The sequence below is a fragment of the Kribbella sp. CA-294648 genome (genome assembly GCF_050943845.1).
Taxonomy (GTDB): domain Bacteria; phylum Actinomycetota; class Actinomycetes; order Propionibacteriales; family Kribbellaceae; genus Kribbella.
Map to the genome: position 1 here is coordinate 5,282,783 of NZ_CP191981.1, position 26,789 is coordinate 5,309,571.

The 26,789-nt window shown below is 68.9% G+C and carries 22 protein-coding genes; 7 read left to right on the forward strand and 15 right to left on the reverse strand.

Features of this window, described 5'->3' with window-relative positions; translation table 11 throughout:
* Positions 1 to 57 precede the first annotated feature (57 nt).
* The 6 genes from ACQPYM_RS25045 to ACQPYM_RS25070 form a co-directional block, all read right to left on the reverse strand.
* Positions 58 to 2,439, reverse strand: coding sequence for a glycoside hydrolase family 65 protein (locus ACQPYM_RS25045; protein ID WP_433004456.1), 2,382 nt, complete (start codon positions 2,437 to 2,439; stop codon positions 58 to 60).
* Positions 2,440 to 2,470: 31 nt separating this feature from the next.
* Positions 2,471 to 3,235 carry a beta-phosphoglucomutase family hydrolase gene (locus ACQPYM_RS25050; RefSeq protein WP_433023379.1) on the reverse strand — a complete coding sequence of 255 codons (765 nt, stop codon included), beginning with the start codon at positions 3,233 to 3,235 and terminating at the stop codon, positions 2,471 to 2,473.
* A 64-nt stretch (positions 3,236 to 3,299) separates the two neighbouring features.
* Positions 3,300 to 3,566, reverse strand: a complete 267-nt coding sequence (locus ACQPYM_RS25055; RefSeq protein WP_360280893.1) for a hypothetical protein — start codon at positions 3,564 to 3,566, stop codon at positions 3,300 to 3,302.
* Positions 3,563 to 5,614: a transglycosylase domain-containing protein gene (locus ACQPYM_RS25060; protein WP_433004461.1), complete on the reverse strand. Its 2,052-nt coding sequence runs from the start codon at positions 5,612 to 5,614 to the stop codon at positions 3,563 to 3,565. The genes ACQPYM_RS25055 and ACQPYM_RS25060 overlap by 4 nt, the downstream gene beginning before the upstream one ends.
* A 192-nt stretch (positions 5,615 to 5,806) precedes the next feature.
* Complete coding sequence (locus ACQPYM_RS25065) at positions 5,807 to 6,955, reverse strand: fatty acid desaturase family protein (RefSeq protein ID WP_433004463.1); 1,149 nt, start codon at positions 6,953 to 6,955, stop codon at positions 5,807 to 5,809.
* A 13-nt stretch (positions 6,956 to 6,968) separates the two neighbouring features.
* Entirely contained in the window at positions 6,969 to 8,063 is a 1,095-nt protein-coding gene (locus tag ACQPYM_RS25070) for a ferredoxin reductase (protein ID WP_433004466.1), read from the reverse strand.
* Positions 8,064 to 8,147: 84 nt separating this feature from the next.
* Here ACQPYM_RS25070 and ACQPYM_RS25075 point away from each other — a divergent pair, with 84 nt between their 5' ends.
* Positions 8,148 to 9,407, forward strand: a complete 1,260-nt coding sequence (locus tag ACQPYM_RS25075; RefSeq protein WP_433004469.1) for a PucR family transcriptional regulator — start codon at positions 8,148 to 8,150, stop codon at positions 9,405 to 9,407.
* Between the two features lie 67 nt (positions 9,408 to 9,474).
* On the opposite strand, the gene ACQPYM_RS25080 is transcribed toward ACQPYM_RS25075, so the two are convergent.
* The 4 genes from ACQPYM_RS25080 to ACQPYM_RS25095 form a co-directional block, all read right to left on the reverse strand.
* Positions 9,475 to 14,967 carry a carboxyl transferase domain-containing protein gene (locus ACQPYM_RS25080; protein WP_433004472.1) on the reverse strand — a complete coding sequence of 1,831 codons (5,493 nt, stop codon included), beginning with the start codon at positions 14,965 to 14,967 and terminating at the stop codon, positions 9,475 to 9,477.
* 133 nt (positions 14,968 to 15,100) lie between these two features.
* Positions 15,101 to 17,290 carry a catalase/peroxidase HPI gene (katG, locus tag ACQPYM_RS25085; protein ID WP_433023381.1) on the reverse strand — a complete coding sequence of 730 codons (2,190 nt, stop codon included), beginning with the start codon at positions 17,288 to 17,290 and terminating at the stop codon, positions 15,101 to 15,103.
* Positions 17,291 to 17,338: 48 nt separating this feature from the next.
* Complete coding sequence (locus ACQPYM_RS25090; protein WP_433004475.1) at positions 17,339 to 17,770, reverse strand: Fur family transcriptional regulator; 432 nt, start codon at positions 17,768 to 17,770, stop codon at positions 17,339 to 17,341.
* Between the two features lie 60 nt (positions 17,771 to 17,830).
* Positions 17,831 to 18,532, reverse strand: a complete 702-nt coding sequence (locus ACQPYM_RS25095; protein WP_433004478.1) for a LysR family substrate-binding domain-containing protein — start codon at positions 18,530 to 18,532, stop codon at positions 17,831 to 17,833.
* 57 nt (positions 18,533 to 18,589) lie between these two features.
* On the opposite strand from ACQPYM_RS25095, the gene ACQPYM_RS25100 reads away from it, so the two are divergent.
* A complete protein-coding gene (locus ACQPYM_RS25100; RefSeq protein WP_433004481.1) occupies positions 18,590 to 18,973 on the forward strand; it encodes a DUF5997 family protein in 384 nt (127 codons plus the stop codon).
* A 42-nt stretch (positions 18,974 to 19,015) separates the two neighbouring features.
* Positions 19,016 to 19,534, forward strand: coding sequence for a VOC family protein (locus ACQPYM_RS25105; RefSeq protein ID WP_433004484.1), 519 nt, complete (start codon positions 19,016 to 19,018; stop codon positions 19,532 to 19,534).
* 6 nt (positions 19,535 to 19,540) lie between these two features.
* Here the strand turns inward: ACQPYM_RS25105 and ACQPYM_RS25110 are convergent, their stop codons facing one another.
* Positions 19,541 to 21,262 (reverse strand): L-aspartate oxidase, encoded by a 1,722-nt coding sequence (locus ACQPYM_RS25110; protein ID WP_433004487.1) that lies wholly within the window; start codon positions 21,260 to 21,262, stop codon positions 19,541 to 19,543.
* 152 nt (positions 21,263 to 21,414) lie between these two features.
* On the opposite strand from ACQPYM_RS25110, the gene lexA reads away from it, so the two are divergent.
* Positions 21,415 to 22,074 carry a transcriptional repressor LexA gene (gene lexA / locus ACQPYM_RS25115; RefSeq protein ID WP_433004490.1) on the forward strand — a complete coding sequence of 220 codons (660 nt, stop codon included), beginning with the start codon at positions 21,415 to 21,417 and terminating at the stop codon, positions 22,072 to 22,074.
* A gap of 45 nt (positions 22,075 to 22,119) precedes the next feature.
* On the opposite strand, the gene ACQPYM_RS25120 is transcribed toward lexA, so the two are convergent.
* From ACQPYM_RS25120 to ACQPYM_RS25130, 3 genes are read right to left on the reverse strand one after another with little or no spacing between them, the layout of a single operon-like run.
* Positions 22,120 to 22,956 (reverse strand): MauE/DoxX family redox-associated membrane protein, encoded by an 837-nt coding sequence (locus ACQPYM_RS25120; protein ID WP_433004493.1) that lies wholly within the window; start codon positions 22,954 to 22,956, stop codon positions 22,120 to 22,122.
* 12 nt (positions 22,957 to 22,968) lie between these two features.
* Positions 22,969 to 23,574 carry a cell wall protein gene (locus ACQPYM_RS25125; RefSeq protein ID WP_433004496.1) on the reverse strand — a complete coding sequence of 202 codons (606 nt, stop codon included), beginning with the start codon at positions 23,572 to 23,574 and terminating at the stop codon, positions 22,969 to 22,971.
* A gap of 13 nt (positions 23,575 to 23,587) precedes the next feature.
* Positions 23,588 to 24,001: a hypothetical protein gene (locus ACQPYM_RS25130; RefSeq protein WP_433004499.1), complete on the reverse strand. Its 414-nt coding sequence runs from the start codon at positions 23,999 to 24,001 to the stop codon at positions 23,588 to 23,590.
* A 233-nt stretch (positions 24,002 to 24,234) separates the two neighbouring features.
* On the opposite strand from ACQPYM_RS25130, the gene ACQPYM_RS25135 reads away from it, so the two are divergent.
* Complete coding sequence (locus ACQPYM_RS25135; RefSeq protein WP_433004502.1) at positions 24,235 to 24,471, forward strand: antitoxin; 237 nt, start codon at positions 24,235 to 24,237, stop codon at positions 24,469 to 24,471.
* Between the two features lie 81 nt (positions 24,472 to 24,552).
* Entirely contained in the window at positions 24,553 to 25,467 is a 915-nt protein-coding gene (locus tag ACQPYM_RS25140) for an acyltransferase domain-containing protein (RefSeq protein ID WP_433004505.1), read from the forward strand.
* Positions 25,468 to 25,489: 22 nt separating this feature from the next.
* Here ACQPYM_RS25140 and ACQPYM_RS25145 read toward each other — a convergent pair whose 3' ends face one another.
* On the reverse strand, positions 25,490 to 26,149 hold the full coding sequence (locus ACQPYM_RS25145) for an HAD family hydrolase (protein WP_433004508.1): 660 nt from the start codon (positions 26,147 to 26,149) through the stop codon (positions 25,490 to 25,492).
* A gap of 59 nt (positions 26,150 to 26,208) precedes the next feature.
* Here ACQPYM_RS25145 and ACQPYM_RS25150 point away from each other — a divergent pair, with 59 nt between their 5' ends.
* The gene (locus ACQPYM_RS25150; RefSeq protein ID WP_433004511.1) at positions 26,209 to 26,739 is read left to right on the forward strand and encodes a type 1 glutamine amidotransferase domain-containing protein; all 531 of its coding nucleotides are present in this window, start codon (positions 26,209 to 26,211) and stop codon (positions 26,737 to 26,739) included.
* The last annotated feature ends 50 nt before the right edge of the window (positions 26,740 to 26,789 follow it).

Consider the following 26,789-nt stretch of genomic DNA (forward strand, 5'->3'; position numbering starts at 1 on the left):
GCTCGAGCTGAACACAGCAGCCTCCTCGCGCCGCCCTGCGAGGAGGCTGCTGTGCTGTCAGCTGTCCGGGTGGTGAACGCTGGTGGTGTTGCCGATCGCCGACATCGGTTCGCGCCCGGTCGGCTGCGTCGGGCGGTCCAGCAGCGGCTGACGTTTGACCAGCGGCCGCGTCACCGGCTTGTCGGCAGTCACTTCGATCGGCTCACCGACATGGGCGACGGTCAGGGACGCGTCCGGCCCGTCATGGACGGAGTACGTCGCCTCGTCCTGGGTGATCTCCACCCGCAGCCGGACACCGCGCCAGCGGACCGAGAACGCCAGCCGGGACAGCCCGGCCGGGAGCGCCGGGTTGAAACAGAGCCCGGAGTCACGCTCGCGCAGCCCGCCGAAACCACCGACGAGGGCGCTCCAGGCACCGGCCAGCGAAGCCATGTGCAATCCGTCGCCGGTGTTGTGGTGGAGATCCAGCAGGTCGATCAGCGCGGCCTCGTAGGCGTAGTCGTAGGCGAGGTCGAGATGCCCGACCTCCGCCGCCGTCACCGCCTGCACGCAGGCCGACAAGGACGAGTCGCGGACCGTGATCCGCTCGTAGTAGTCGACGTTGCGGGCCTTCTGCTCCGGCGTGAACTCGTCACCGCACCAGTACATCGCCAGCATCAGGTCCGCCTGCTTGACGACCTGCTTGCGGTACAGCTCGAAGTACGGCGCGTGCATCATCAGGGGGTACTTGCCCCGGTATTCCTCGAAGTCCCACTCCGCATAGTCGGTGAAGCCCTCCGACTGCGGATGCACGCCGAGCTCCTCGTCGTACGGGATGTGGACGGCGGCGGCAGCGTCCCGCCAGCGGGCCTCCTCCTCGGTGTTGACGCCCAGCTTGCGGGCCTGATCGGGAAAGCGGGTGGCGAAGCTGGCCGCCAGCTTGAGGTTTCGCGCGGCCATCAGGTTGGTGAAAACGTTGTCGTCGGCAACAGCGCTGTACTCGTCGGGGCCGGTCACGCCGGGCAGATGCCACTTCCCGTGCCGGTCGTGATGCCCGAGGGACATCCACAACCGAGCCGTCTCGACCAGCAGCTCCAGGCCGCAGTCCTTGATGAAGGCGTCGTCACCGGTGGCTAGGTGGTACCGCCCGACCGCCGCCGCGATGTCGGCGTTGATGTGGAAGGCGGCTGTCCCGGCCGGCCAGTACCCCGAACACTCCTGCCCGCGGATCGTCCGCCACGGGAAGGCGGCACCGTTCAAGCCGAGCACCGCCGCGCGTTCCTTCGCCAGGCCGAGGATGGAGTGCCGCCAGCGCAACGCGTCGGCGGCAGCCTGAGGCATGGTGAAGGTCAACGTCGGCAGCACGAATCCCTCGGTGTCCCAGAAGGTGTGCCCGTCGTACCCCGCGCCGGTCAGCCCCTTGGACGGGATGGCTCGCCGTTCGGCGCGCGCACCCGCCTGCAGGACATGGAACAACGCGAACCGGACCGCCTGCTGCAGCTCCGGATTGCCTTCGACCTCCACGTCGGCCGCATCCCAGAAGTCGTCCAGGTACGCGCGCTGCTGCTCGACCAGACCGTCCCAGCCGGAGAACTGCGCCCCGGCCAGCGCGGCCGAGACCTGGTCGCTGATCGCCGTCTCCGAGCGCAGACTGGACCAGCCGTACGCCAGGAACTTCACCACCCGCAGGGTCTGCCCCGGCTCCAGCTCGGTGATGATCGTGTTCCGCGCCCAGTCCTCCCGGACGTCGACGTCCTGCTCGGTCCGGGCGGGGCACTCGACCTGGTGCGTCATCCCCGCGGCCATCAGCTGCTCACTCGAGCAGGTGCGGTGAACGAGCACGACCTCCTCGGCATCGCTGTCCTGCGACACCGCCTTCAGCGGGTTCTCCAGTACTGCGGCCACCCGCGGATCGTCCGACAGCGACGGCTGAGTCTCGTTGGCGACCAGCTCGGACTGGATCACCAGGCGGACCGGCTGGTCCACCTCGACGAAGTACTCGATCGCGGCCACCGCGCGCTGGGTCAGCGAGACGAGTCGCCGGGACCGCACCCTGACCCGCTTGCCCGCGGGTGAGGTCCAGTCGACCTTCCGCTGCAGGATCCCGGAGCGGAAGTCCAGGCAGCGCTCGTGCGAGTGCAGTTCGCCGTACCGGACGTCGAACGGCGAGTCGTCCACGAGCAGCCGGATCAGCTTGCCGTTGGTGACGTCGACGAGGGTCTGGCCCTCTTCGGGGTAGCCGTAGCCGGCTTCGGCGTACGGGAGTGGGCGCTCCTCGTAGAAGGAGTTCAGGTAGGTGCCGGGGATCGCGTACGGCTCGCCCTCGTCGAGGTTGCCGCGCAGGCCGATGTGCCCGTTGGAGAGGGCGAACAAGGACTCGGCCTGGGCCAGTTTGTTCAGCGGCAGCTCGGTCTCGCGCAACTGCCAGGGCTCGATCGGATGCGGCCCACGATCGATCATGCCTGCTGCCCTTCGTCGTCGGGTCTGTCGCTCATCGCTGCGGTCCTTCGAGGCTGGGGTTGTCGATCAGCTCGGCCAGGTCGGTGACGACGATGTCGGCTCCGTGCGCCTTCAGTTGCACGGCCTGGCCGACGCGGTCGACGCCGACCACGAACCCGAAGGCGCCAGCCCGGCCCGCTGCCACCCCTGCCAGTGCGTCCTCGAAGACGACCGCCTCGGACGGCTGTACGCCGCACCATGCCGCCCCCTGCAGGAACGTGTCCGGCGCCGGCTTACCCCGCAGACCCTGCTCCCGGATCGTCAGCCCGTCGATCCGGTGCTCCACCAGCTCGGCCAGACCGGTCACCTGGAGCACCTCGCCGGTGTTCGCGCTCGACGACACCACGACCCGCCGCAGCCCCGCGTCCCGGGCCGCCTGGAGATAGCGCCTCGACCCTTCGAACACCCGGACACCGTCGTCGCGGATGCGGCGCAGTACGGCGACGTTCTTCTGGTTGCCGAGCCCGTTGATCGTCTGGGTGCCCGGCGGATCGTCGGGATGCCCCTCCGGCAGCGTGATCCCCCGCGACAGGAGCAGGTCACGAACACCGTCGGGCCGCGGCTTGCCGTCGACATGGGCGTCGTACTCCGCGTGCGCGTCGAACGGCACGAAGGGCGTGCCCGTCCGGACGGCCAGGTCGCGCAGGAAGTCGTCGAACATCTCTTTCCACGCGGCCGCGTGCACCGCCGCGGTGTCGGTCAGCACGCCGTCGAGGTCGAACAGACAGGCGCGTATCTGACCAGGCAGTCCCAACATCACTCGCCCTCCGATCGGCGACATGGCTCACTGTCACCGTAGCGGGTGTCCGGTGAGGGCCAGGTCAAAACATGCAGAGGAAGGGAGCGCGGCCGCCGCCGGAGTGGTAGTTGTACCGGTTGCCGTTCGCCTCCAGCACCGTGCGGGTGCCGTTGACCAGTGCCTGGGTGTAGAACATTCCGGGCTCAGGGCAACCGAGGCTGCCGTCGGGCCAGGTGACCTCGGTGGAGCTGACCACGGTCACCTCGGCGGGCTCGATACCGAGCCGGGCGGCGAGATCCGCGGTGGCCTGCGCGATCGGGTCCAGGTCCGGCGTACCGGGCGTTGTCACTGGGGCTTCGGCTCCTTCGGCTTGGTCGGTTTGCCGACCATCGTCGGGCTCGGCGCGACGAAGCGCTCCATCGGCAGGCCCTTGAGCGCACCCATCATCGCGGTCTGCCACAACGGGCCGGCGGTGCCGGAGCCGGTCGGGTCGGAGATGTCCTTGCCGTCGAGGGTGTGGCGGTACATCAGGTTCGTGTACGGCAGGCTCGCGTCGGCCACCACCGCGGCGGCGGCCAGGTTCGGCGCGTAACCGGCGTACCAGACGGCCTTGTTCTCCTGGATCGTGCCGGTCTTGCCGGCTAGGTCGTACCGGCCGAAGTTCAGCCGCCCGCCAGTGCCGCCCGGTTCCATCACCGCGCCGAGCACCCGGTTGACGCCGTCGGCCACAGCCGGCGGGATCGCCTGCTCGCAGCTGACCTTGGGAGTCTCGATCAGCCGCCGCGAGTTGTCGTGGACCGAGACGAACAGCAGCGGCTTGCAGTACTTGCCGCGGGCGGCGAAGGTGGCGTACGCGTTCGAGAGCATCAGCGGCGTCGTGTAGCCGACGCCCAGGGTGAACGACACCACCTGGTCGAGCGGTTTGAGCGACTGCGCGTTGTACATGCCGAGCTTGCCGGCGATGGTGGCCGGTGCGCACAGCCCGGTCTGCTGGGACAGCTGCAGGAAGTAGGTGTTGGTCGAGTACCGCGCGGCCTCGACCATGGTGAGGTCGCCGCTCCTGGTGGAGTTCTTCGGCTTGTAGTCCGGGTCGCGGGTCCACCCCTTGCAGGTCCGGAACGGCTTGTTGCTCAGGTCGATCTGCTGCGGCGAGTTGATCCGGTGGCTCATCGGCAGACCCCGCTGCAGGGCCGCCGCGAGCACGAACGCCTTCATCGTGGAGCCGTTCTGGAACCCGCCGTAGCCGCCGGCGTACGACTTCTCCACGTTGTAGTTGTACGCCGTCTCGTACCGGCCGTTCCCGTACCGCCGGCTCTGCACCATCGCCTTCACCACCCCGGTGCCCGGTTCGACCACGGTGATGGCCGCGATCGCGGTGTCCGTGCGCTTGGTGTGCGCATTGATCGACGCCTGCGCGGCGGCCTGGATCCGCGGGTCGAGCGTGGTCCGGATGGTCAGCCCGCCGGTCTTCAGGTAGTGCTCCCGCTCCTTGGCGGTCCGGCCGAGCGCGGGGTTGTCGAGCAACTTGGCGACGACGTACTCGCAGTAGAACGGGTACTTCGAGCTGGCGCAGCCGTTCGGGACCTTGCGCATCCGGCTCAGGTCGATCGGGCTCTTGATCGCCGCGTTGGCCTGCGCGGGAGTGATCACGCTCAGCTCCTGCAGGCGCCGCAGTACGAGGTCACGCCGCTCTTTCGACCGCTGCAGGTTGTTGGTCGGGTCGTAACCGGTCGGGTTCTTCACCAGCCCGGCCAGCAGCGCGGCCTGCGGGAGGTTGAGGTCCTTGGCGGAGATCCGGAAGTAGTGCTGAGCCGCAGCCTGTACGCCGTACGCCCCGTCGCCGAAGTTCACCAGGTTGAGATACCGCTCCAGGATCTGGTCCTTGGACAGCTGGGACTCGACGGCGATCGCGTAGCGCAGCTCGGTCAGCTTGCGCTGGTAGGAGACCACGGTGGCCCGGTGCCGCTCCTCGTCGGTCTTCGCCTTCTCGACCAGACTCAGCTTGACGTACTGCTGGGTGATACTCGAGCCGCCCTGCTGGACCTCACCCTCGCTCTGGTTGCGCAGCATCGCGCGCAGCGTGCCCTTGGCATCCATCGCGCCGTGGTCGTAGAAGCGCGAGTCCTCGATCCCGATCATCGCCTTCCGCATGATCGGGCTGATCTGGTCGAGTCGCACCGGGACGCGGTTCTGCTCGTACAGCGTGGTGATCAGGCTGCCGTCGGCCGCGAGCACCCGGCTGCGGACCGCCAGCGGCTCCGTCTGGAGCTCCTTCGGCAGGCTCGCCACCGTTGAGGCGAGGTCCTCCGTAGCGCTGCCGGCGAACCCGGCGAACGGGATCGCCAGCCCAGCGGCGAGCGCACCGGCGAGGACACTGACGCCGACAAACGTGATCATCGACCGGATCGCAGTGCGTAAGCCTGCTCTGGCTGGACGCATACTTCAAGGCTAAGGGCGACCGTGGTCACGAGCACCCACCAGGAGTGTCACAGTTCCTGAACTCCTGGAAACCCGGATCCCGGAGCTACTTGCCGAGGGCCCCTACAGGATCCGGGTCGCCGTCACCGCCGCGCGCTGACCAGCCGACCGTCAGCCGGCGGTGAGCGGACGCTGCTGCGCGCCGGTCAGCGCACCCCGGACCTTCGAGCCGAAGTCGTTCGGCAGGGACAGCCGGAAGACCTTCGCCCACGCCGACGCGACCTGCTTCGGCAGCGGCCCGGTCGTGTACTGCAGCCCGAACTCGTCGAACAGCGCCTGGACCTTCGGCGCGATCTCCTGGTACCGGTTGCTCGGCAGGTCTGGGAACAGGTGGTGCTCGATCTGGTACGAGAGGTTGCCGGTCATGATGTGCATCGCGCGGCCGCCGCTGATGTTGGCCGACCCGAGCATCTGCCGCAGGTACCACTCGCCGCGCGTCTCGCCCTCGATCGACTTCTTCTCGAAGGTCTGCACGCCCTCGGGGAAGTGACCGCACATGATCACCGAGTGCGCCCAGACGTTGCGCACGATGTTGGCGGTGAAGTTGGCGGCCAGCGTGTGCACCGCCGACGGACCCGACAGCAGCGGGTGCACGACGTAGTCCTTCGTCATCTGCCCACGGATCTTCTTGAACACCTGCTTGGCCCGCGCCTTGAACTCCGGGTCCTTGCGCCGCTTCTTGGTGGCCAGGTTCTTGCCCAGCTCCAGGTCGTACGCCGCGATGCCGTACTCGAAGAACATCGCGTTGACGAAGTTCCACAGCGGCTGGGCCAGATAGGCCGGGTACCACTTCTGGTCCTCGTCGACCCGCATGATGCCGTAGCCGAGGTCGTTGTCCTTGCCGACCACGTTCGTGTAGGTGTGGTGCAGCTCGTTGTGCGAGTGCTTCCACTGCTCCGACGGCGAGGCGTGGTCCCACTCCCATTTGGTCGAGTGGATCTTCGGGTCCCGCATCCAGTCCCACTGGCCGTGCATGACGTTGTGGCCGATCTCCATGTTCTCCAGGATCTTGGCCACCGACAGTCCCGCCGTACCGACGATCCAGGCCGGCGGGAACAGCGACAGCAGCAGCACCGCCCGGCTGGACAGCTCCAGCTTGCGCTGCACGCTGATCACCTTGCGGATGTACGCCGCGTCCGACGCGCCGCGGGCGGCGATGACCTCGGCCCGGATCGCGTCCAGCCGCCGGCCGATCTCCTCGATGTCCTCGGTGCTCAGGTGCGCGATCGGGTTGTCGGACTTCTTCTGCAGAACGGTCATCTGAGTCTCTTCCTCAACAGTCGATGTCGCACGCGCCGGCCGCGGCCGAGATGCAGGTTTGAATGAGTACCCCGTCGCCCGGTGCGGCAGTCGTCACGTCGCCGGAGCGCAGGTCTCGCACGGAGCCCGAGCGCAGTGGCAGCACGCACGAGAAGCAGATCCCCATCCGGCAGCCGGACGGCATCAGGACGCCGTTCTGCTCGCCCGCGTCGAGGATCGGGGTGGTGCCGTCGAGCTCTATCTCGGTTCCGGTGCCGGTGAAGCGGACGGTGCCGCCCTCCCCCGGCTCGGCCAGCGCGGTCCGGAAGCGCTCGGTGTGCAGGCCGGCCAGCTCCAGCGCCGTCCACTGCTCTTCGAGCGCGTCCAGGAGACCGGCCGGACCACAGGCCCAGGTCTCCCGCTCGGCCAGATCCGGTACTACGTCCGCCAGCGCCGCGACGTCGAGCCGGCCCTGGGTGTCGGTGTGCTGTTCGACCAGGCGCAGCCGGCCGTCGTCGGCGAAGCTGCGCAGCTCGTCGCCGAAGATCACCTCGTCGGCACAGGCCGCGGAGTGGACGAGGACGACGTCGTCGAGCCGGTCGAGGCCGGACCGCAGCATGCCCATGACGGGCGTGATGCCACTGCCGCCGGTGACGAACAGGACCTTGCGCGGCGCCGGGTTCGGCAGCACGAAGTCTCCGACCGCCTGGTCCAGATGGACCAATTGGCCCGGCCGCAGCTCCTGCGCGAGGTGTGCGCTGACCAGGCCGTCCGGCACGGCCTTGGCCGTGATGGTGAGCAGTTCGCTGCCCGGCGCGGAGGTCAACGAGTAGGAACGCCACAGCCGGATGCCGTCGACCTCGAGCCCGATCCGGACGTACTGTCCCGGCTCGTGCCCGCGCCAGGCGGCGCCGGGCCGCAGTACGACGGTCACTGCGTCGGCGGTCTCGGGGCGGACCTCGACGACCCGGGCGCGCAGGTCGGCGCCGGCCCGCAAAGGGCGGAACATGTCGAGGTATTCGGCGGGGTCGAGCGGATGGGTGGCAGCCGCCGCGACTCGCCAGAGCCGGTCACGCAGCCGCCCCCGCAGGGTGTCGGGGGCTCCCGGGTCGGACGCAAACGTGGTCATAGGTACCAGCATCCTCGGCGCACGGTGTAGTTTCATGACCGCCAGCGGTGAATCTGTTCCGCGATCTTGTTCGGAGGGAACAATATGGCCGAGATCGACCCCGCCCGGCACGCCAGCCGGACCGCCCGCGGCGCCGCCGAGCTCGAGCTGGGTGAGGCCGCCGTCGACCTTTTGCGCTCGCGGCTGCGGGACATCGCCGGGCTGACCGTGACCGCGATCATCGTCGAAGTGCCCGCCTACACCAACGCGCTGGCCGGCCCGATGGGCGCCAAGATCGAGGGCGCCGTCCAGCTCGCCCTCGGCGGATTCCTCCGGCTGGCGAGCAGCGGCGATCCCGGTACGCCGCTCGCTCCCGCTCTCGAAGGCGCCTACGTGCTCGGCCGCGGCGAGGCCCGCAGCGGCCGGAGCATGGACGCCCTCCTCGCCGCCTACCGAGTCGGCGCCCGAGTGGCCTGGCGAGAACTGTCCCGTACTGCGGTCGAGGCGCGTCTCTCCGCCGACACACTGGCCAAGTTCGCCGAATTGGTCTTCGCCTACATCGACGAACTGTCCGCCGCCAGCGTGTCCGGCCACACCGACGAACTGGCGACCACGGGCCGGGTCAGGGAGCGCTATCTCCAGGAGCTCGGCCGCGGCCTCCTGCACGGCGACTCCCCCGAGCAACTGACCGGCCGGGCGGAGCTGGCCGACTGGGAGCCGCCCCGCACCCTGACCGCGGTGATCCTGCCCAGCGCGCACGTCCGCGGGATGCTCGGCGCTCTCGATCCGCGGACGTTGCGTCCCGAAGCCGGCCTCGACGACCTGACTCCAGGCGACGATGCCGAACCCGATGACCAGGATGCGTCGGAGGTGGCCGTGTTGCTGGTTCCCGATGCCGACGGCTCAGCGCGCACCGCGTTGCTGCGAAACCTGCGCGGCTACCAGGCCTATGTCGGCCCGACCCGACCCTGGACGGACGTGCGTACGTCGTACCTGCGGGCTTTGCGGGCGCGGCAGTTGCGGCTGACCGCCGAGCCCGACGCACCGGTCGATACCGAGCGGCACCTGACCACGTTCGTGGTGACATCCGACCAGGCGGCCCTCGACGACCTCCGCCGGCAGGTGCTCGCCCCGTTCGAAGCAGTCCGCCCGGGCACGGCCGAGCGGCTGGCCGAGACGCTCCGCGAATGGCTGCTCCACCTCGGCCGCCGCGACGAGGTCGCCGCGGCCCTCCACGTCCATCCCCAAACGGTCCGCTACCGCATGGGCCAGATCCGCGACCTCTACGGCGACCGCTTGGAAGACCCCGAAACCGTCCTCGCCCTCACCATCGCCCTCGCTACCCCAGCACCTCTGAGGGGTTAACCCGCCAAGCGATGGGTTGCCCCCTCAGAATCTGGCGGGGCAACCCACCCCCTGAGGGGTTGACCCCTCAGAGGGCTCGGGCCAGGCCGGCTTCGATGGCGGCGATGAGTTGCGGGCGGAGCTCCTCCGGGCTGATCACCGCGTCGACCGATCCGACGGCGACGGCTCGGTGGATGTTGTGGACGCGGTCGAACTCGGCCGCGACCTCACCCAGCTTCTCCGCCCGGACCGCCGAGCGGATCTCGGCCAGTTCGTTGGTCAGCGCGGCGCGCTCGGCCCCCTCGGCCTCGGCCAGCCGGTGCGACACCTCGGTGACGCGGGGGTCGGCCGACGTGCGGTTGTTCACCTCACCGGAGAACACCACCGCGGCCGCCGGCGCGCCACCGATCACGGACGCGAACGAACCCTCCACCGCGAGCACCGTCATCGACGGGTTGAGCGCCTTGGAGAAGACGACGAACGCGCCACCGTGGTACCGCGAGACGACGCAGAACACGATCGGGCCCTGGAAGTTCACGATCGCCCGGCCGATCTCGGCGCCGTACTCGAGCTGCAGGTTGCGCATCGACTCGGGCGAACCGTCGAAGCCGGACAGGTTCGCCAGCACCACCAGCGGACGGTTGCCGCTGGCAACATTGATCGCGCGGGCCGCCTTCTTCGACGAGCGTGGGAACAACGTGCCGCCGTTGTAGGTGTCCGGCCCGTCGGTGGGCGGGAAACCACGCCGCGGTACCGGCTTGGACTCGATCCCGAGCAGGCAGACCGACAGCCCGCCGAGCCGGGTGTCCGCGACGACCGCGGTCTCCGCGTCGGCCATGTTGGCCCAGCGCTCGACCATCGGGTGATCCTGGTCCGACACCGCCCGCATCAGCGTGCGGATGTCGAACGCCTTCTTGCGGTCCGGGTTCGTCGTGGTCCCGAAGATCTCCCCGACCGAGGTGAACCCGCCATCGACCGGATCATGCGGATACACGGTGACGTCCCGGTCGTGCGGGTCCGAGGTCGCCGCCCGCCGCGGCCCGCTCTCCCCCGGTACGACGTACGTGTGGTCGTAGTGCGCCATCAGGATGTCCCGCGCACCGGCCAGATCGGGCGCCCAGTACTGCGCTTGCCCGTTCGGCCCCATCACCCGGTCGTAGCCGCCGATGCCGAAGTTGTCCTCGGCCGACACCCCACCGGCGAAGTCCAGCGTCTGCTTGCCGGTCAGCACCATCGCGCTGTCCGGGGTCATCACCAGGATGCCCTTGGTGTGCATCAGCATGGTCGCCTCGGCGTTCCAGTACGGCTGCGCGCCGACGTTGATACCGGCCACCACCACGTTGATCTCGCCACCGGCCTGGGTGAACTCGACGATCCGCTTCAGCGCCTTCGCGACCCAGTCCATGTTCTCGGTACCGGAGTCCATCGAGATCCGGGCCCCGGCGGAGACCGCGAACCACTCGACCGGGGCGCCGAGCCTCTCGGCCAGGTCGAGCGCGCCGATGATGCGGGCGCACTCCGCCTCGGCGACCGCGCCGAGTGCCTTGGTCGGGTCGCCACTCAGCACGACCCGGGTGACGCCTTCGGGGTGCCGACGGGTCGGCGTACTGATCACGCCGACGATGAGGCCTGCCTTGTTGAGGCCGCGCGGCCGTTGGACCGGGACGAGTGCGCCCGAGTCGTCCAGGTCGTGCTCGACGAAGCTGCCGCCCGCGCCGACCACCATGCCGGCGACCTCGTACGGGTAGACGGTGTTGCGGCGACGGGCCCGCAGTACCTTCTGGGCGTAGTCGTCGAGCGGCTTGAGCGGCTCGGTGGCGGGCCGCTCGACCGCGGTGACGACGCCGGCGCCGGGCTGGTAGTAGAACCGGCCGACCACCGGGAACGGCTGGCCGTTCGAGCCGATCACGCGGCCGGTGACGACGACCTCCTCGATCCCGGCGCCCGAGGTCAGCGGCGCGATGTTGCGCTGCAGTGCAGTCAGCTCGGCGACCTGACCGTCGATGACCGGCCAGACCGTCACCCAGACGTGGTTCATCTCCAGCCGGGCGCCGGCCGCGCCGCGCGCAGTACGGGCCCGGCGGATTCCCTCCAGGCAGTTCGCGATCGCCCGCTCGACATGCGGCAGTGAAGTGACCTTGCCGGATTCGTCGCGGACCACGGCGAACTGACGAACCTGTGCCAGAGCCACCAGGCGCTCGTCAGCTTCGTTGTCGCGGGCAACACAGTGGTAGAGCAGCACGTCCTCGGGGGCTTCCAGCCGGGTGATCCGGAAGTCGCGCAGCCGCCACAGGTTGAGCCGGCGACCGACCATGGGGTGCACGCCGCGGACGTTGTCGTCCTCGACCATTCCGTCCACCGACGGGCGGTAGGTGAAGTACCAGACCTCACGGCCGCCACCCGGGACCACCGCGATGGCGACCCGGCGTACCTGCTGGATGAACGGCAGCGCGGCGACGATCCCGCACAGCTGGTCGGACGCCTCCTGCTGGTGCTCCGGCGTACCGGGCCAGGACAGGTAGAGGTCGGTGACTGCTTCGTGGCCGGCCGGACGCGCGACGATCTCCGCGGTCAGGTCGTGGACCAGCGCGCTCTCCGGATCAGCGAGCTCATCGACCGTGCCGATCGTGCTGACCAGGTGGGTCGGCCGCTCGTCCAACGTGTAGTCGGCGGTGGTCACCGCGCGGCCGTTCACGCTGGCGTTGCGCAGATCGTGCAGCTCGTGCTCAAGGTAGTGGCGGCGAACCAGCACCTCCAGCATCGGCTCGTTGCCGTTGACCCCGCGCTCCAGCCGGTCGGCCAGGAAGCGGACGATCTGCTCCGGGATCGTCGCCAGCGCCTCGACGCGTTCCGCGTAGTCGGCAGCGTCCGGGTCGAGCGCGAGCGTCGCCAGCTCGTCACCGACGATCGACAGCACCTCGGCCCGCGCCTGGTCGACCAGCGGCTGGTCGAACCAGCGGAACCGCACACTGCGGGCCAGGTCACCGATCACCGGGAACCGCAGCTGGGTGGCCAGCACCAAGTGGTCGAGCAGCGCGTTCGCCTCGGCATCCGACGGCGGTGCGGGCAGCGGCTCGGCGAGCCACTGCTGCAGCAACGCGGTCACCAGCAGTACGTCGGGAGACGTGCGCTGCTGGGCCAGGAAGATCCGGAACACCGCGTCGACCAGTTCGTCGCTGCGGTCCAGATCCTTGACGCCGTAGTGGCCGAGCACCCGGGCCAGCCGCTCACAGAACTCGGCGGGCAGCCCGGCGCGCTCGGTGTCGAGCGTCTGCAGGTAGGTGTGGAAGTGCTCCTTGGGGCTGTGGACCCGCAGCTCCGTGCTGAGGTCCTCACCGACGGGCCGGTTGCGGCTCAACTCGGCCAGGTCGGCGAACAGCCGCAGTACCTCGATCTCGTCGGCGACCGGCGGCTCGGCGAGCTCCGCCCGGGCCTCCAGGTACTCCGCCAACGTCCGGCCCTCGTCGCGCGGGTCGATGTCGAACCCGAGCAGCATGCTGCGCAGATCGTCCAGGCCGCGGGCGGCGCGGTCGGCGGCCGTCGGGCGGGGCGGCTCAGGCAGCTCGAGGTCGGCGCTCTCCGCCGTCTCGACCTTGACCTCGGCACCACTGACCAGCTCCAGCCGGACCAGCGGTGCGCCCGTCTCGACCTGACTGCCGGCGGACACGGGCAGCTCCCGCACGATCGCCTTGAACGGCGCGTAGAGCACCGTCTCCATCTTCATGCTCTCCAGCACGAGCACCGGTGCGCCCGCCTCGACCTCGTCGCCGGCCGCGACCGGAGTCGCGACCACCAGAGCCGGAGCGGGTGCGCGCATCACGCCACCCTCGTCGCGGCTGACCCGGTGCGTGACGCCGTCGACCTCGACCAGATGGACGGGCCCGTGCGTCGCGGTGATCAGCCGGAACCGCCGGCCGGCCACCAGGATGCGCGCGTCGTACGCGTCGAGCCGTTCGATCTCGACGTCGAGGTACTGCTGCTCCTCGCCCGAACCCACGCCCGCGCGGTACCGGTGCGGACCGATCCGGGCCACCGACACCTTGTACGCCGCGCCGCGCAGCTTCAGCGCGATCGCGCGGCCGACCTCGTGCTGGATCTGTGGCCGGCCACCGCGAGCGGTCTCCAGCAGCCGTTGCCGCTCGACCCGCTCGGCCTCTTCGTACGCCTCGATCGCGGCGGCGATCAGCGCGACGCCGGAGTGCCGGCTCGACACCAGCCGGCCCTCGGCCCGGACCCGATCGATCCAGCCGGTGTCCGCGCTGCCGTCGATCACCTCGGGCTGGTCGAGCAGATCGAGCACGAAGCTCTTGTTGGTCGCTCCGCCCTCGAGCACGACCGTCGTGTCGGCGACCGCGCGGCGCAGCCGGCCGAGCGCCTCCTCGCGGGTCCGGCCGAAGGCGATGATCTTGGCGATCATCGAGTCGAAGTCGGCCGGGATCTCGTCACCCTCGCTGACGCCGGTGTCGACCCGGATGCCCGGGCCGGACGGCAACCGCAGCCGGGCGATCCGGCCGGGCGACGGCGCGAAGTCGCGATCCGGGTCCTCGGCGTTCAGCCGGGCCTCGACGGCGTGACCGTGTTCGGCAGGCTGCTGCCCTTCGAGCCGTCCACCCGCCGCGACGTGGAGCTGCGCCTTGACCAGGTCGAACTCGGTGGTCAGCTCGGTGATCGGGTGCTCGACCTGCAGCCGCGTGTTGACCTCAAGGAAGGCGAACAGCTTGTCGCCGGGGTGATAGAGGAACTCGACCGTGCCCGCGCCGCGATAGCCGACGGCGAGTGCGAGCCGCTCGGCGGACTCCTTCAGCTCGGCGTTCTGGTCCGATGAGAGGACCGGCGACGCCGACTCCTCGATCACCTTCTGGTTGCGCCGCTGCACCGAGCAGTCCCGCACACCCAGCGCCCAGGCGGTGCCCTGGCCATCCGCGATGACCTGTACTTCGACGTGCCGGGCGCCGGTGACCAGGCGCTCCAGGAACACCACACCACTACCGAAGGCGCGAGCGGCCTCGTCGCTGGTCCGCTGGTAGGCCTCGCGGAGCTCGTCCTCGTCGCGGATCACCCGGATGCCGCGGCCACCACCACCGGCCGTTGCCTTCAGCATCAACGGGTAGCCGACCTCGGCCGCCGACGCGATCGCCGCCTCCAGCGAGTCGACCGCGCCCCGGCTCCATGGAGCGACCGGTACGCCGACCTCCTCGGCGATCAGCTTCGAGCCGATCTTGTCACCGAGCTTGCGCATCGCCTCCGCGCTCGGGCCGATGAACGTGACACCGATCCGCGCGCACAGCTCGGCGAACCCGGGGTCCTCGGCCACGAAGCCCCAGCCGACCCAGGCGGCGTCCGCGCCGGTCTCGACCAGCGCCCGCTCGAGCTTGGCGTGGTCCAGATACGGCCGACTGGCCGCCGGCCCCAGCGGGTAGCTCAGATCGGCCGCCCGGACGAAGGTCGCGGAGCGCTCGGCGTCGGTGTACAACGCCACCGTCTCGACCCGGCTCCCGGTCTCGGCGTTGAGCTCGCGGACCGCGTTGATCAGCCGCATGGCGGCTTCTCCCCGGTTGACGATGGCGATACGGCTGAACACCGGGCAGTACTCCTGTCGTCGGGAAACCTGTCACCGCACACATTCCCAGGCGGAAACCCCTACCGTCGAGTCGGGGTCCCAACTCATAGGAACAGCCCGGGCCAACCGGCCCGGGCTGTCCTGTGACACTGGATCAGCGGATGTCGAAGCGGTCCAGGTTCATCACCTTGTCGAACGCGGCGACGAAGTCGCGGACGAACTTCTCCTGCGCGTCGTCACTGGCGTAGACCTCCGCCAGTGCCCGCAGCTCGGAGTTCGAGCCGAAGACCAGGTCCGCCCGGGTGCCGGTCCACTTGACCGCACCATCGGCGCCGATGGCCTGGTAGGTCCCGTCGTCGGCGGTCGAGGGCTTCCACGTCGTACCCAGCTCCAGCAGGTTGACGAAGAAGTCGTTGGTCAGCAGACCCGGCCGCTCGGTCAGTACGCCGTGCTGCGACTGCCCATGGGTGGCACCCAGGACGCGCAGGCCACCGACCAGGACGGTCATCTCCGGCGCGGTCAGGGTGAGCAGGTTCGCCCGGTCGATCAGCAGGTACTCCGCCGGCAGCCGGTTGCCCTTGCCGAGGTAGTTGCGGAACCCGTCGGCGGTCGGCTCCATCGCGGCGAAGGAGTCGACGTCGGTCTGCTCCTGCGACGCGTCGGTGCGGCCCGGCGTGAAGGGCACCTCCACGTCGTACCCGGCGGCCTTGGCAGCCGTCTCGAGGGCGGCGACGCCACCGAGCACGATCAGGTCGGCCAGCGAGACCTTCTTGCCGCTCGTGTTGAAGGTCTCCTGGACGCCTTCCAGCGTCCGCAGGACCTGCGCGAGCGCGTCGGGCTCGTTGACCTCCCAGCCACGCTGCGGCTCGAGCCGGATGCGGGCGCCGTTCGCGCCGCCACGCTTGTCACTGCCGCGGAACGACGCTGCCGATGCCCAGGCGGTGCTGACCAGCTGCGCGACCGAGAGGCCGGTGCCGAGGATCTGCGCCTTGAGTGCGGCGATGTCGTCGGCGCCGATCAGCTCATGGTCGACGGCCGGTACCGGGTCCTGCCAGACCAGCTCTTCCTGCGGCACCAGCGGGCCGAGGTAGCGCTGGATCGGGCCCATGTCGCGGTGGGTCAGCTTGAACCAGGCGCGGGAGAAGGCGTCCGCGAACTGGTCCGGGTTCTCCAGGAAGCGGCGCGAGATCTGCTCGTAGATCGGGTCGAAGCGCAGCGCCAGGTCGGCGGTCAGCATCGTCGGCGGCCGGTTCAGCGTGCCGTCCTCCGGGTCCGGGATGGTGTTCGCCCCGGCGCCGTCCTTGGCCACCCACTGGTGCCCGCCGGCCGGGCTCTTGGACAGCTCCCACTCGTAGCCGAACAGGTTCTCGAAGTACCCGTTGCTCCACTGGGTCGGAGTCGAGGTCCAGGTGACCTCCAGACCGCTGGTGATCGTGTCGCGGCCCTTGCCCTTGCCGAAGCCCTGCTTCCAGCCCAGGCCCTGCTCCTCCAGCGGAGCGCCCTCGGGCTCGACCCCGACGTACTTCTCCGGGTCGGCCGCGCCGTGCGTCTTGCCGAAGGTGTGGCCGCCGGCGATCAGCGCGACGGTCTCCTCGTCGTTCATGCCCATCCGGCCGAACGTCTCGCGGATGTCGCGGGCCGAGCCGAGCGGGTCCGGGTTGCCGTTCGGGCCTTCCGGGTTCACGTAGATGAGGCCCATCTGGACCGCTGCCAGCGGCGTCTCGAGCTCCCGGTCACCGGTGTAGCGCTCGTCGCCCAGCCAGGTGGTCTCGGGACCCCAGTAGACGTCCTCGTCCGGCTCCCAGACGTCGGCGCGGCCACCGCCGAAGCCGAAGGTCTTGAAGCCCATCGTCTCCAGCGCGCGGTTGCCGGTGAAGATCATCAGGTCGGCCCAGGAGACCTTGGCGCCCCACTTCTTCTTCACCGGCCAGAGCAGCCGGCGGGCCTTGTCCAGGTTGCCGTTGTCCGGCCAGCTGTTCAGCGGCGCGAACCGCTGCATACCGGCGCCCGCGCCACCGCGGCCGTCGTGGATCCGGTAGGTGCCGGCGCTGTGCCAGGCCATCCGGATCATGAACGGGCCGTAGTGCCCGAAGTCGGCCGGCCACCAGTCCTGCGACGTGGTCAGCACCTCGTCGATGTCGCGGGCCAGCTCGTCCAGGTCGACGGTGGCGAACGCCTCGGCGTAGTCGAACTCGCCGCCCATCGGGTTCGCCTCGACCGGGTGCTTGCGCAGGATCTTCAGGTTGAGCTGGTTCGGCCACCACTCACTGTTGGTGCCACCCTCGGTCGGGTGCTTGAGCTGCCCATGTGCGACGGGACACTGGGCGCCGCTCTCATCGTTCATCTCGCCGACTTCGGCGTTCGGACCTTCAGACACGGCAAACCTTCCGGATCAAGGATTTCTGGACGTGGTGGAGCAGGTGGGGCACAGACCCCAGTAGACGACCTCGGCCTCGTCGATCACGTACCCGTGATCGTCCGATGCCGTCAGGCAAGGAGCGGAGCCGTGGGCGCAGTCGACGTCCTCGATGGCTCCGCAGGACCGGCAGACGACGTGATGGTGGTTGTCACCGACCCGCGACTCGTAGCGGGCCACCGAACCGGTGGGCTGGATCCGCCGGAGCAGACCGGCCGTGGTCAGCGCGCGCAGGACGTCGTACACGGCCTGGTGGGAGACGTCGAGCTCGGTCCGCACGGTCTGGATGATCGAGTCCGTGTCGGCGTGGGGATGCTCGTGCACTGCGGCCAGCACGGCCAGCCGCGGTCGCGTCACCCGCAACGCGGCCCCGCGCAGCCTGTGCTCGAGATCCGCCGCTGTGGTCACGCTCTGCAGTCTGGCCCCTTTTCTGGAATGAGTCAAGATTACGCGCCCAGCGGCTGCTGATCAGCGTCGCGGCTTGCCGCGCCCCTTGCCTCGCGCGGGCTGTGCTGCCCGCTTCTTCGCCTCGGCCTTCGCCTTCTCGGTCTTCTTCCGGGCCGGCTCGGCCGGACGCTCCCGCGAACTGTTGACCGTCCGCCCGCGGACGATGCCGATGAACTGCTCCATCAAGTCGCTGTTCTCGCCCTCCGGCCAGCTCAGCACCACCCGCGACTCGGGCGCGTCCGTGATCGGCCGGTAGGTGAGGTCCTTGCGGTGATGCAGCCGCGCCAGCGACTGCGGTACGACGAGCAGCCCGACTCCCGCCGCGACCAGCTCGATGGCCTGCGCGGTCGTCTCCGGCCGCTCGGCGAACGGCTCGCCCGGCAACTCGTCCCACTCGAGCGTGTCGTCCAGCGGACGCAGTACGACATCGTCGGCGAGATCGGCGGCGGTCACCTCTTCCGCCGCCGTGACCAGATGGTCCAACGGTGCGACGACCACTGTCGTCTCGGTGTACAGCGGGATCGCGTTCAGCCCGGTCCGGTCGATCGGCAGCCGGACCAGCCCCGCGTCGGCACCGCCGTCCCGGATCAGGCCGGCCGCCTCGGCCGCCGGTACGCCGATCAGCTCGAGCGCGACCCTGGGCAGCCGCTCGTTCCAGATCCGCACCCACTTGGTCGGCGTGACGCCGGGAACGTACGCGAGCCGGAACGAGGGTGCAGTCACCCGGTCAGGCTATCCGGCGTGGTCGGGACGGGTCTGCATCCTCGATACCCTGGGGACATGAGTTCGCAGAAAACAGCCCAGACGATGAAGCCCGCGACGGCGGCCAAGAAGCTGGGCGTGTACCTGGAAGCCACCCCCGAGGAGTTCCAGCAGGGTGTGGTGTCCCGCGACGAGCTCAACGCACTGCAGGCCGACCCGCCGGAGTGGCTGCGCGAGCTGCGCCGGACCGGCCCGCACCCCCGTCCGGTCATCGCCGCCCGGCTGGCCATCTCCATCTCCGGTCTCGCCCGGGGTGGCGTCACCGAGCCGCTGACCACCGAGCAGATCGAGGAACTGCGGGAGGAGAACCCGGAGTGGCTGCAGCGCGAGCGCGCCATCCAGGCCGACGTACAGGCTGAGGCGGAGCGGGTGCGCGAGGCGAAGGCCGCCAAGCGCCACTGAGGCTGCCCTTCCCAAAGTTGAGTCCTCAACTACCATGGGGGCATGGCGATCTTCCGGCTGAACCACGCTGTCCTGTACGTCCGCGACGTCACCGCGAGTGTCGCCTTCTACCGTGACGTTCTCGGCTTCGGCTACATCGAGGGCGGCGACTCCTTCCAGGGCGCCGCGTTCCTGCGTGCGCCCGGATCGACCAACGACCACGACCTCGGCCTGTTCCAGCTCGGCGCCGAGGCCGGCCCGTCGGGGGCCGGCCGGACGACCGTCGGCCTCTACCACCTGGCCTGGGAGGTCGACACGCTCGGCGACCTCGAGGACCTGGCGAAGGGCCTCACCGGCGCCGGCGCGCTGGTCGGTGCCTCCGACCACGGCACCACCAAGTCCCTCTACGGCCGGGACCCGGACGGTCTGGAGTTCGAGATCGTCTGGATCATTCCGGCCGCGCTGCTCACCGACGAGGACCGCGCCAAGGGCGGGGTCTCCCGGCTCGACCTCGCCGCGGAGATCGCGAAGTACGGTCGCGATGCCCGCAGCGGTCTCGGGATCTCCCGCCCCGCCGAGTAGGACTCCTTACTCGACCAGCTTGCCGGCGCTGGACACCTCCTGCATCAGGCTTGCGAGGTCCGCGGGGATCGCCGGGATCTCCTCCTGCTCGACCTTGCCCGGCCCGGACCAGACCAGGTTCACCTGGAGCGACTCGTCCAGCTCGGGATAGTCCGACCGGTTGTGGCAGCCGCGCGTCTCCCGGCGTACCAGGGCCGCGTCGAGCGTCGCGCGAGCAGCCAGCGCCGAGGACTTCAGGTCGAACGCGTGCGCCAGATCCTGGAACCCGGCGATGTCCGGGTGGACGCCGACGTTCTGCATCCGCTCTTCCAACGCGGCCAGCTCCGACAAGCCGGTCAGCAGGCCTTCCTCGTCACGGACCACACCGGCGTGCGTGGTCATCGTGTCGCGCAGGACTCGTTGCAGGGCACGCACATTCTCCGGCCCGTCGCTCGCGAGCAACCCGTCGACCTCCGCCCGGGCCTCACCCAGTACGTCGGCCGACCGCACCTGCGACTCTTTGTCCTTCGAGTACTTCGCAGCCTCCACCCCCACGATCCGCCCGAACACGAGCAGCTCGATCAGCGAGTTCCCGCCGAGCCGGTTGGCGCCATGCAACCCACTGGCCGCTTCGCCGATCGCGTACAGGCCGTCGACGCCGGTCCCGTGGTCGTCGGGCCGCACCCACACGCCACCCATCGAGTAGTGCGCGGTCGGTGCGATCTCGATCGGCTGCTGGGTGATGTCGAGCATCTGGAGTTCGAGCAGCGTCTGGTAGACCCGTGGGAGCCGGCGCATGATCGTCTCGCGCGGCAGGTGCGAGACGTCGAGCCAGACGCCGCCCTTCGGCGTACCGCGGCCTTCCTTGATCTCCGTGTACGCCGCCAGCGCGACCCGGTCCCGCGTCGACAACTCCATCCGCTCAGGGTCGTACCGGGCCATGAACCGCTCGCCCAGGTTGTTGCGGAGTTGACCGCCTTCGCCACGAGCCGCCTCCGACACCAGCGTGCCGGCCGCGTTCTCCGGCTCGATCAGGCCGGACGGGTGGAACTGGACGAGCTCGGGATCGCGGATCCGTCCACCGGCCTCGACCGCGAGCCGGAAGGAGTCACCGGTGTTCTCGTCCCGGCGCGAGGAGGTCCGTCGCCAGATCCGGGTGTGCCCACCGGCGGCCAGGATGACGGCGTCCGCGTGGATCACGTACCGCGTGCCGTCGTTGAGGTCGAAACCGTAGGCACCGAAGACGACGTTGTCCTTGACCAGGATGTGGCTGATGTAGACGGTGTCGAGGATCGGCACCTTCAGTTGCAGCGCGCGGTTGATCAGCGTGCGCTGGATCTCCAGCCCGGTGTAGTCACCGGCGAAGGCCGTCCGCCGGTAGGTGTGCGCACCGAAGAACCGCTGCGAGATCCGCCCGTCACCCTCCCGCGCGAACGGCATCCCGTACCGCTCGAGATCCTCGATCCCGCGCGCGGCCCCTTCGGCCACGATCTGCACGGTGACCGGGTTGGCCAGCAGATAGCTCTCCTTCAGAGTGTCGGCCGCGTGCTGCTGCCAACTGTCCTCCGGATCCATCGCGGCCAGCGCCGCATTGATCCCACCCGCCGCCAGCGAGGTGTGCGCGTCCGCCCGCGGACGCTTGCCCACAGCAAGTACTTCGACCCCGCGCTCCGCCAGCTCGATCGAAGCCCGCAACCCCGCTCCCCCGGTCCCGATCACCAGCACAGAGGTCGCAATCTGATGCTCCACGAAACCACTACCGACTACCATCCAGATCTCCTTTGACCTGTCGTGTGTCACATCATCATGTCCACCACGAGGCTCAGCCGTCCGTCACCGAGATCACTTCCCCGCTGTGACATAAGACCCGGCACCCTGCCCGTTTGTGACAGAATTCGCCGGTGACCTACGACGCACTTGATCCCTTTGAGCAATTGAATGCCGCGAGTCTTCCGGAACGGCAGCAGAAGATTCTGGTGGCTATTCGGGACTGGGTGGTCAGGCACGGGTACTCGCCGAGTACGCGGCAGATCGGTGAGGCGGTGGGGTTGCGGTCTTCGTCGTCGGTGTCGAAGCATCTGGCGGCGCTGGAGGAGAAAGGGTTTCTCAGCCGGAGTCAGTCGATGTCGCGGCCGATCGACGTGCGGATGTTCCTGCAGGACAGCCGGCCGCAGGCGGTTGCCGACGACTCGGTGGCGGTGCCGGTGGTCGGTGACATCGCGGCCGGTACGCCGATCTCCGCGATCGAGCACCTCGACGACACCCTCACGTTGCCGCGCGAGCTGACCGGCCGGGGCACCATCTTCGCGCTCCGGGTGCGCGGCGACTCGATGGTCGACGCGGCCATCTGCGACGGCGACATGGTGGTGATCCGGCAGCAGACCGAGGCGCACTCGGGCCAGATCGTCGCCGCGATGATCGACGAGGAAGCCACCGTCAAGGTCTACCGCCGCCGCAACGGCCACGTGTACCTCGAACCGCGCAACGACGCCTACGAGGTGATCGACGGCGACAACGCCGTCATCCTCGGCATCGTCGTCTCGGTCCTGCGCAGCGTCTGACAACTGTCCTGCTGATCTCCGGGTGAGATCAGCAGGACAGTTTGGTCAGGCCAGTACCGGCAGCAGCGAAGGCCGGTAGACCGTCTCGCCGTTCTCGTCGTCGACGATCGCGACTCGAATCTCTTCCGGCGCATACCGCAGCCGCGGTACTGCGAAGACCGCCGTCGCCGGACGTTCGCCGTACGACGCGGTGTAGCTGACGAAACGCCAGTCCCCTTCCTCCCACTGGTCACGGATGTCCGATCGCAGCAACGAGTTCACCGCGCGATAGGCACCGCTCCGCAACAACTGATGCTGCGTCGTGGCCAGCGGTACGTCGTACGACGCGGTGGCCGCCATCGGGTGGGTCAGCCTCACCTTCAATCGGCGCAGCGGCAACAACCAATGGCGGTCCAGTTCGGGCGACAAGGCAACGAACAGCATCACCTCGACGATCACGACCGCAACGGCGGCGACTCCCGGCATCGACCACCAGCCGACGTCAGCCGTCGACGCCAGTACCGCAGCAACCAGCAGCAACCCAGCTCGGCCGAACGACCGCCACGTCACGGGCGCGGTCGCCGAACCCGCGCAACCGCACGACGAGTCCGGAGCGGCCACCCGCGCGTAGGTCAGATACGCCAGAAAGCCCACAGCCAAAGCGATCGCGGCCGGACTCTCCACTGCCCAGAGCGGTGGCAGCAACAGCAGCGCGCCGAGCAACAGTTCGACCACACCCACCGCACGAAACGCCGGCTCAGCCTTCTCCTCGCCGACGATCTTCTTCAGCGCCGTCCGTCGGGCTCTCGCCCCGACCATCGCCCCGACCAGCTTCCCGTACGACGACCAGACCAGCAACGCGCTGATCACCAGCGCCTGCAGAGCCGCCACTTGTCCCATCATCGGCGGGCCTCCCTAGGCCGTCGCGTAGATGGTGGCGACGTCGATCTCGTTGGTGTCCGGCCGCCAGGCACCGATCACCTGGGCGCGCTTGCCGACCTTCACCATCGACATGTCGGCCACCGCCGGCTTGCCGTTGTAGACCGCGGCGCTGGTCCCCGGTACGACGTGGCCGACGATCTTGGCGCCGTGATGGTCCAGGTGCAGGACGTTCCGGCCGATCGCGGTGACGTGCACGATCAGGTTGACGATGTTCACCCAGACCGCCTCGGCCGCCAGCGTGCCGTCGGGCAGCAGGACGCCGCGCGCGTACAGGCCGTCACCGATCTTGACTTGGTCGAGTGTGGTCGGCCGGAGCTTCCAGACGCTGGTCCCACCGGTCAGACGGAGCCGGTGGAACCTGCCGTCGGAACCGGAGACGACGAGCATGCTGCCGTCGCGGGCGGTCACCCGTCCTTCGGCGAAGTTCGGGTCGGGGCTGCCCGGTTCCGGGTCCTGCGAGCGGGCCGCGAAGGCCGTCTCGGGAGCAAGCGAGCCCATCGCGGTCGCGCCGACGAGGGTCGCTGTGGTGCCGACTACCGCACTGGTGAGCAGGGTGCGGCGATCCATGGTGTTCTTCATCGGTCAGTCCCCCTCAGCCCGCGTCCACCCGGCACGGGACGAGTCCCGCGCTCAGGCTCGCGATCGCGCTGAACGCGGCCGGGGTCAGGTCGATGACCCGGTTGGACGCGCAGGTACCGCCACAGCAGGCCCGCTCACCACAGAACAGGTCCGTCTGCGGCCCGCAGTCGGCGATGCTGGTGACGACCCGCTTGCCGTTGCACAAGTTGGTCGTGGCGTGCCGGAACCCGCAGGTACGCCGGGAGACGCCGGTGATCCCACAGCGGTCGGGACGCGTGATCGCGTAACAGGCGTCCGAGGTGTTGGTCCAGGCGTGCTGGTAGCTCCCCGAGTTGCAGGTCCCGCAGGCACCGTGACCGACCGATCCACACGGTCCCCATGCGTTCCCGCAACAGAACCATGACACTTCTCCTTGCAATGCAGCCATTACTCCTCCTAGGTCCAAGGGGCGGTTCGACCCATCTGCCCCTTATACCTCGCGGAGCGTCAGAGATATACAACTCAGCGTGAGATCCGGTAACTTTTCACCCTGCGTATCGGAATTGGGGTGTCACCGGGTAACCGGCCGGTCCCGTTGCGTTTGGCAACCGGACGGAGGGGCACATGGCCGGAGTACAGAGCGTCCGGCCCCGCCCTGCGGAGGGGGCGAGGAGCCGCCGGATGCTCGACTCCGACGAAAGGAAGAGCGACATGGGTGCCTTCGACAGCTTCAAGGACAAGGCGACCGACGCGGTCGACCAGCACGGCGACAAGGTCAGCGAAGGCCTCGACAAGGCCGGCGGCATGGCCGACGAGAAAACCGGCGGCCAGCACGGCGACAAGATCGACCAGGGCGTAGACCAGGCGAAGGACCGCCTCGACTCCCTAGACGGCCAGGACGACGACATCAACAGCTAACCCCACCCCTCCCCGAACGGGCCGCGAGCGCTCAGCTCTCGGCCCGTTCGCGCTCCCGGAGCTGTGGGTAGGTTGGGTTCCGTGCTTGAACTTCCCTCGGACGCGGACGCAGCGCGGTTACTGGAGCAACTGGGCGCATCGCCTGGGGACCGAGAGGAGGCACTGGCCGCCCGGCCTGATCCCCGGAAGCATCCAGAGCTGTGGCGTCAGCTCGAACTGTGCTATCGCGACTTGACGTCGAACATGGGCTGCGGACTGCCGGCCAAGGGGTACGACGGCTTCCCGGCGATGACGGCCGAAACCGATCCGGTAGCGCTCCATTTGTACGTCTGGCTCTATCTCGCGGTCCTGCCCGAGACACTTCAGTACCACGCCGCGCGCGGTATCGACCGCGGACGATCGTGGGAGACGCTGTCGCAGCTGGGGTCCGCGATGGCCCAGCACCGATCCCTTCACGGGCTCGGCGGAATCGGGAGATTCGGTCAGTGGTGTCCACCGTTGAAGTTCCGCGGTGCCGAGTACCGGCTGGGCCGGCTCGAGTACGACCGAGGTCTCGGCCAACTCCCGGACGGCACGACAGGATTCCTGCTGAATCTGCACATCCCCTCCGGCACCCCGCTGTCCCCGGGCTCCTGCGACGAATCACTCGCCCTGGCCCGCGCGTTCTTCAACCGCCATTTCCCCGAAGAGCGGGTCTCGCACTTCGTCTGCCACTCCTGGTTGCTCGATCCGCAGCTCACCGAGTACCTCCCCGAGCAATCGAACCTCGTGCGTTTTCTCCAGCGCTTCGAACTGAAGCCGCCTGGATCGGATGGTCTGCACTTTTCAGACGGCGACATGCTCGAATACGTCTTCGGGCGCCCGAGTCAGAACGAGCCGGTGACCGCCGACCTCCTGGCGAAGTTGCCCCAAGACACCTCACTGCGAAAGGCGTACGTGACTCACCTTCGATCTGGACGGCACTGGCAGGCGCGGACGGGGTGGTTCGCCTTCTGAACGCCTACACCGCGGAGCGACCTCAGGCCGGTACTACGTAGCGCATGGCTTCGGGGATGGTGTTGGCTACCGGGGCGCCGGTTGATTCGAGGGCTGGGCGGGTCATGGCGCCGGTGGCTACGAGGATGCAGGGGGCGCCGACTGCGGCTGCTGCCAGGGCGTCGTCTACTACGTCGCCGATTACGACCACCGAAGCCGGGTCTAGGTTTTGGGCGTTTAGGTGGCGGATCAGGTGGTCTGTTTTGGATTCGCCGCCTAGTTCTCCGGGGAGGCCGTCGACGCGGTTGAAGAGGTCGGTGAGGCCGTGGCCGGCGATGGTGGGGACGAGTTGCGAGTGGAACCACATCGAGAGCAGGGACTGGGTTCGGCCGGCTTCTTGCCAGGTGACCAGCTGGTCCGGTACGCCGGGGGCCAAGACGCTCGTGTGCAGCAGTACGTCGTACCGGTCGTGGTAGAGGCGGTCGACGCGAGCCCAGGCCTCGTCGTCGAGGGGTTGGTCCAGCAGGCGTTCGTAGCAAGCGCGAACCGGGCGGGAGTAGAACTCCTGCCATTCCTCCCACTGCAACGGCGCGCGGCCGAAGGCGGCGCAGACTTCGTTGACTGCGGCAAGTACCACCGCGTTGTCGTGCAGCAGGGTGCCGTTCCAGTCCCAGACGATGTGCGACGCCCTCACAGTGTTCACGGCCGCAACTTTATCCAGCCAGGTCGTGTACGCCGCGGCCGACCGGGTACCGGCGCCCTATGGCAGACAAGAAGAAGATCGCATTCCTGGTCGCTGCCGAAGGCATCGAGCGGGTGGAGTTGACCGAACCCTGGAAGGCCGTCTCGGAGGCCGGTCATCAGCCGGTGTTGCTGAGCCCGGAGACCGGGGAGGTGCAGACTTTCGACCACCTCACGGCCGCTGAGAAGAAGCCGGTCGATCAGACTGTCGGGGACGTCTCGGTCGACGACTTCGCCGCCTTGGTGCTGCCCGGCGGCGTGGCCAACCCGGACGCGCTGCGGACGGACGAGACCGCGGCGAGCTTCGTCAAGGCCTTCGTCGACTCCGGCAAGCCGGTGGCCGCCATCTGTCACGCGCCGTGGACGCTGATCGAAGCGGACGTCGTCCGGGGCAAGACCGTGACGTCGTGGCCCAGCCTCCGGACCGACCTCCGCAACGCCGGCGCCAACTGGGTGGACGAGACCGTCGCCACCGACGCCAACCTGATCACCAGCCGCAACCCCGACGACCTGCCGGCCTTCACCAAAACCCTCCTGGGTGCCATCGGCTGACACCAGCTCCCTGTACTCCGGTACGGCGGTGCCCACGGAAGCCCATCCGG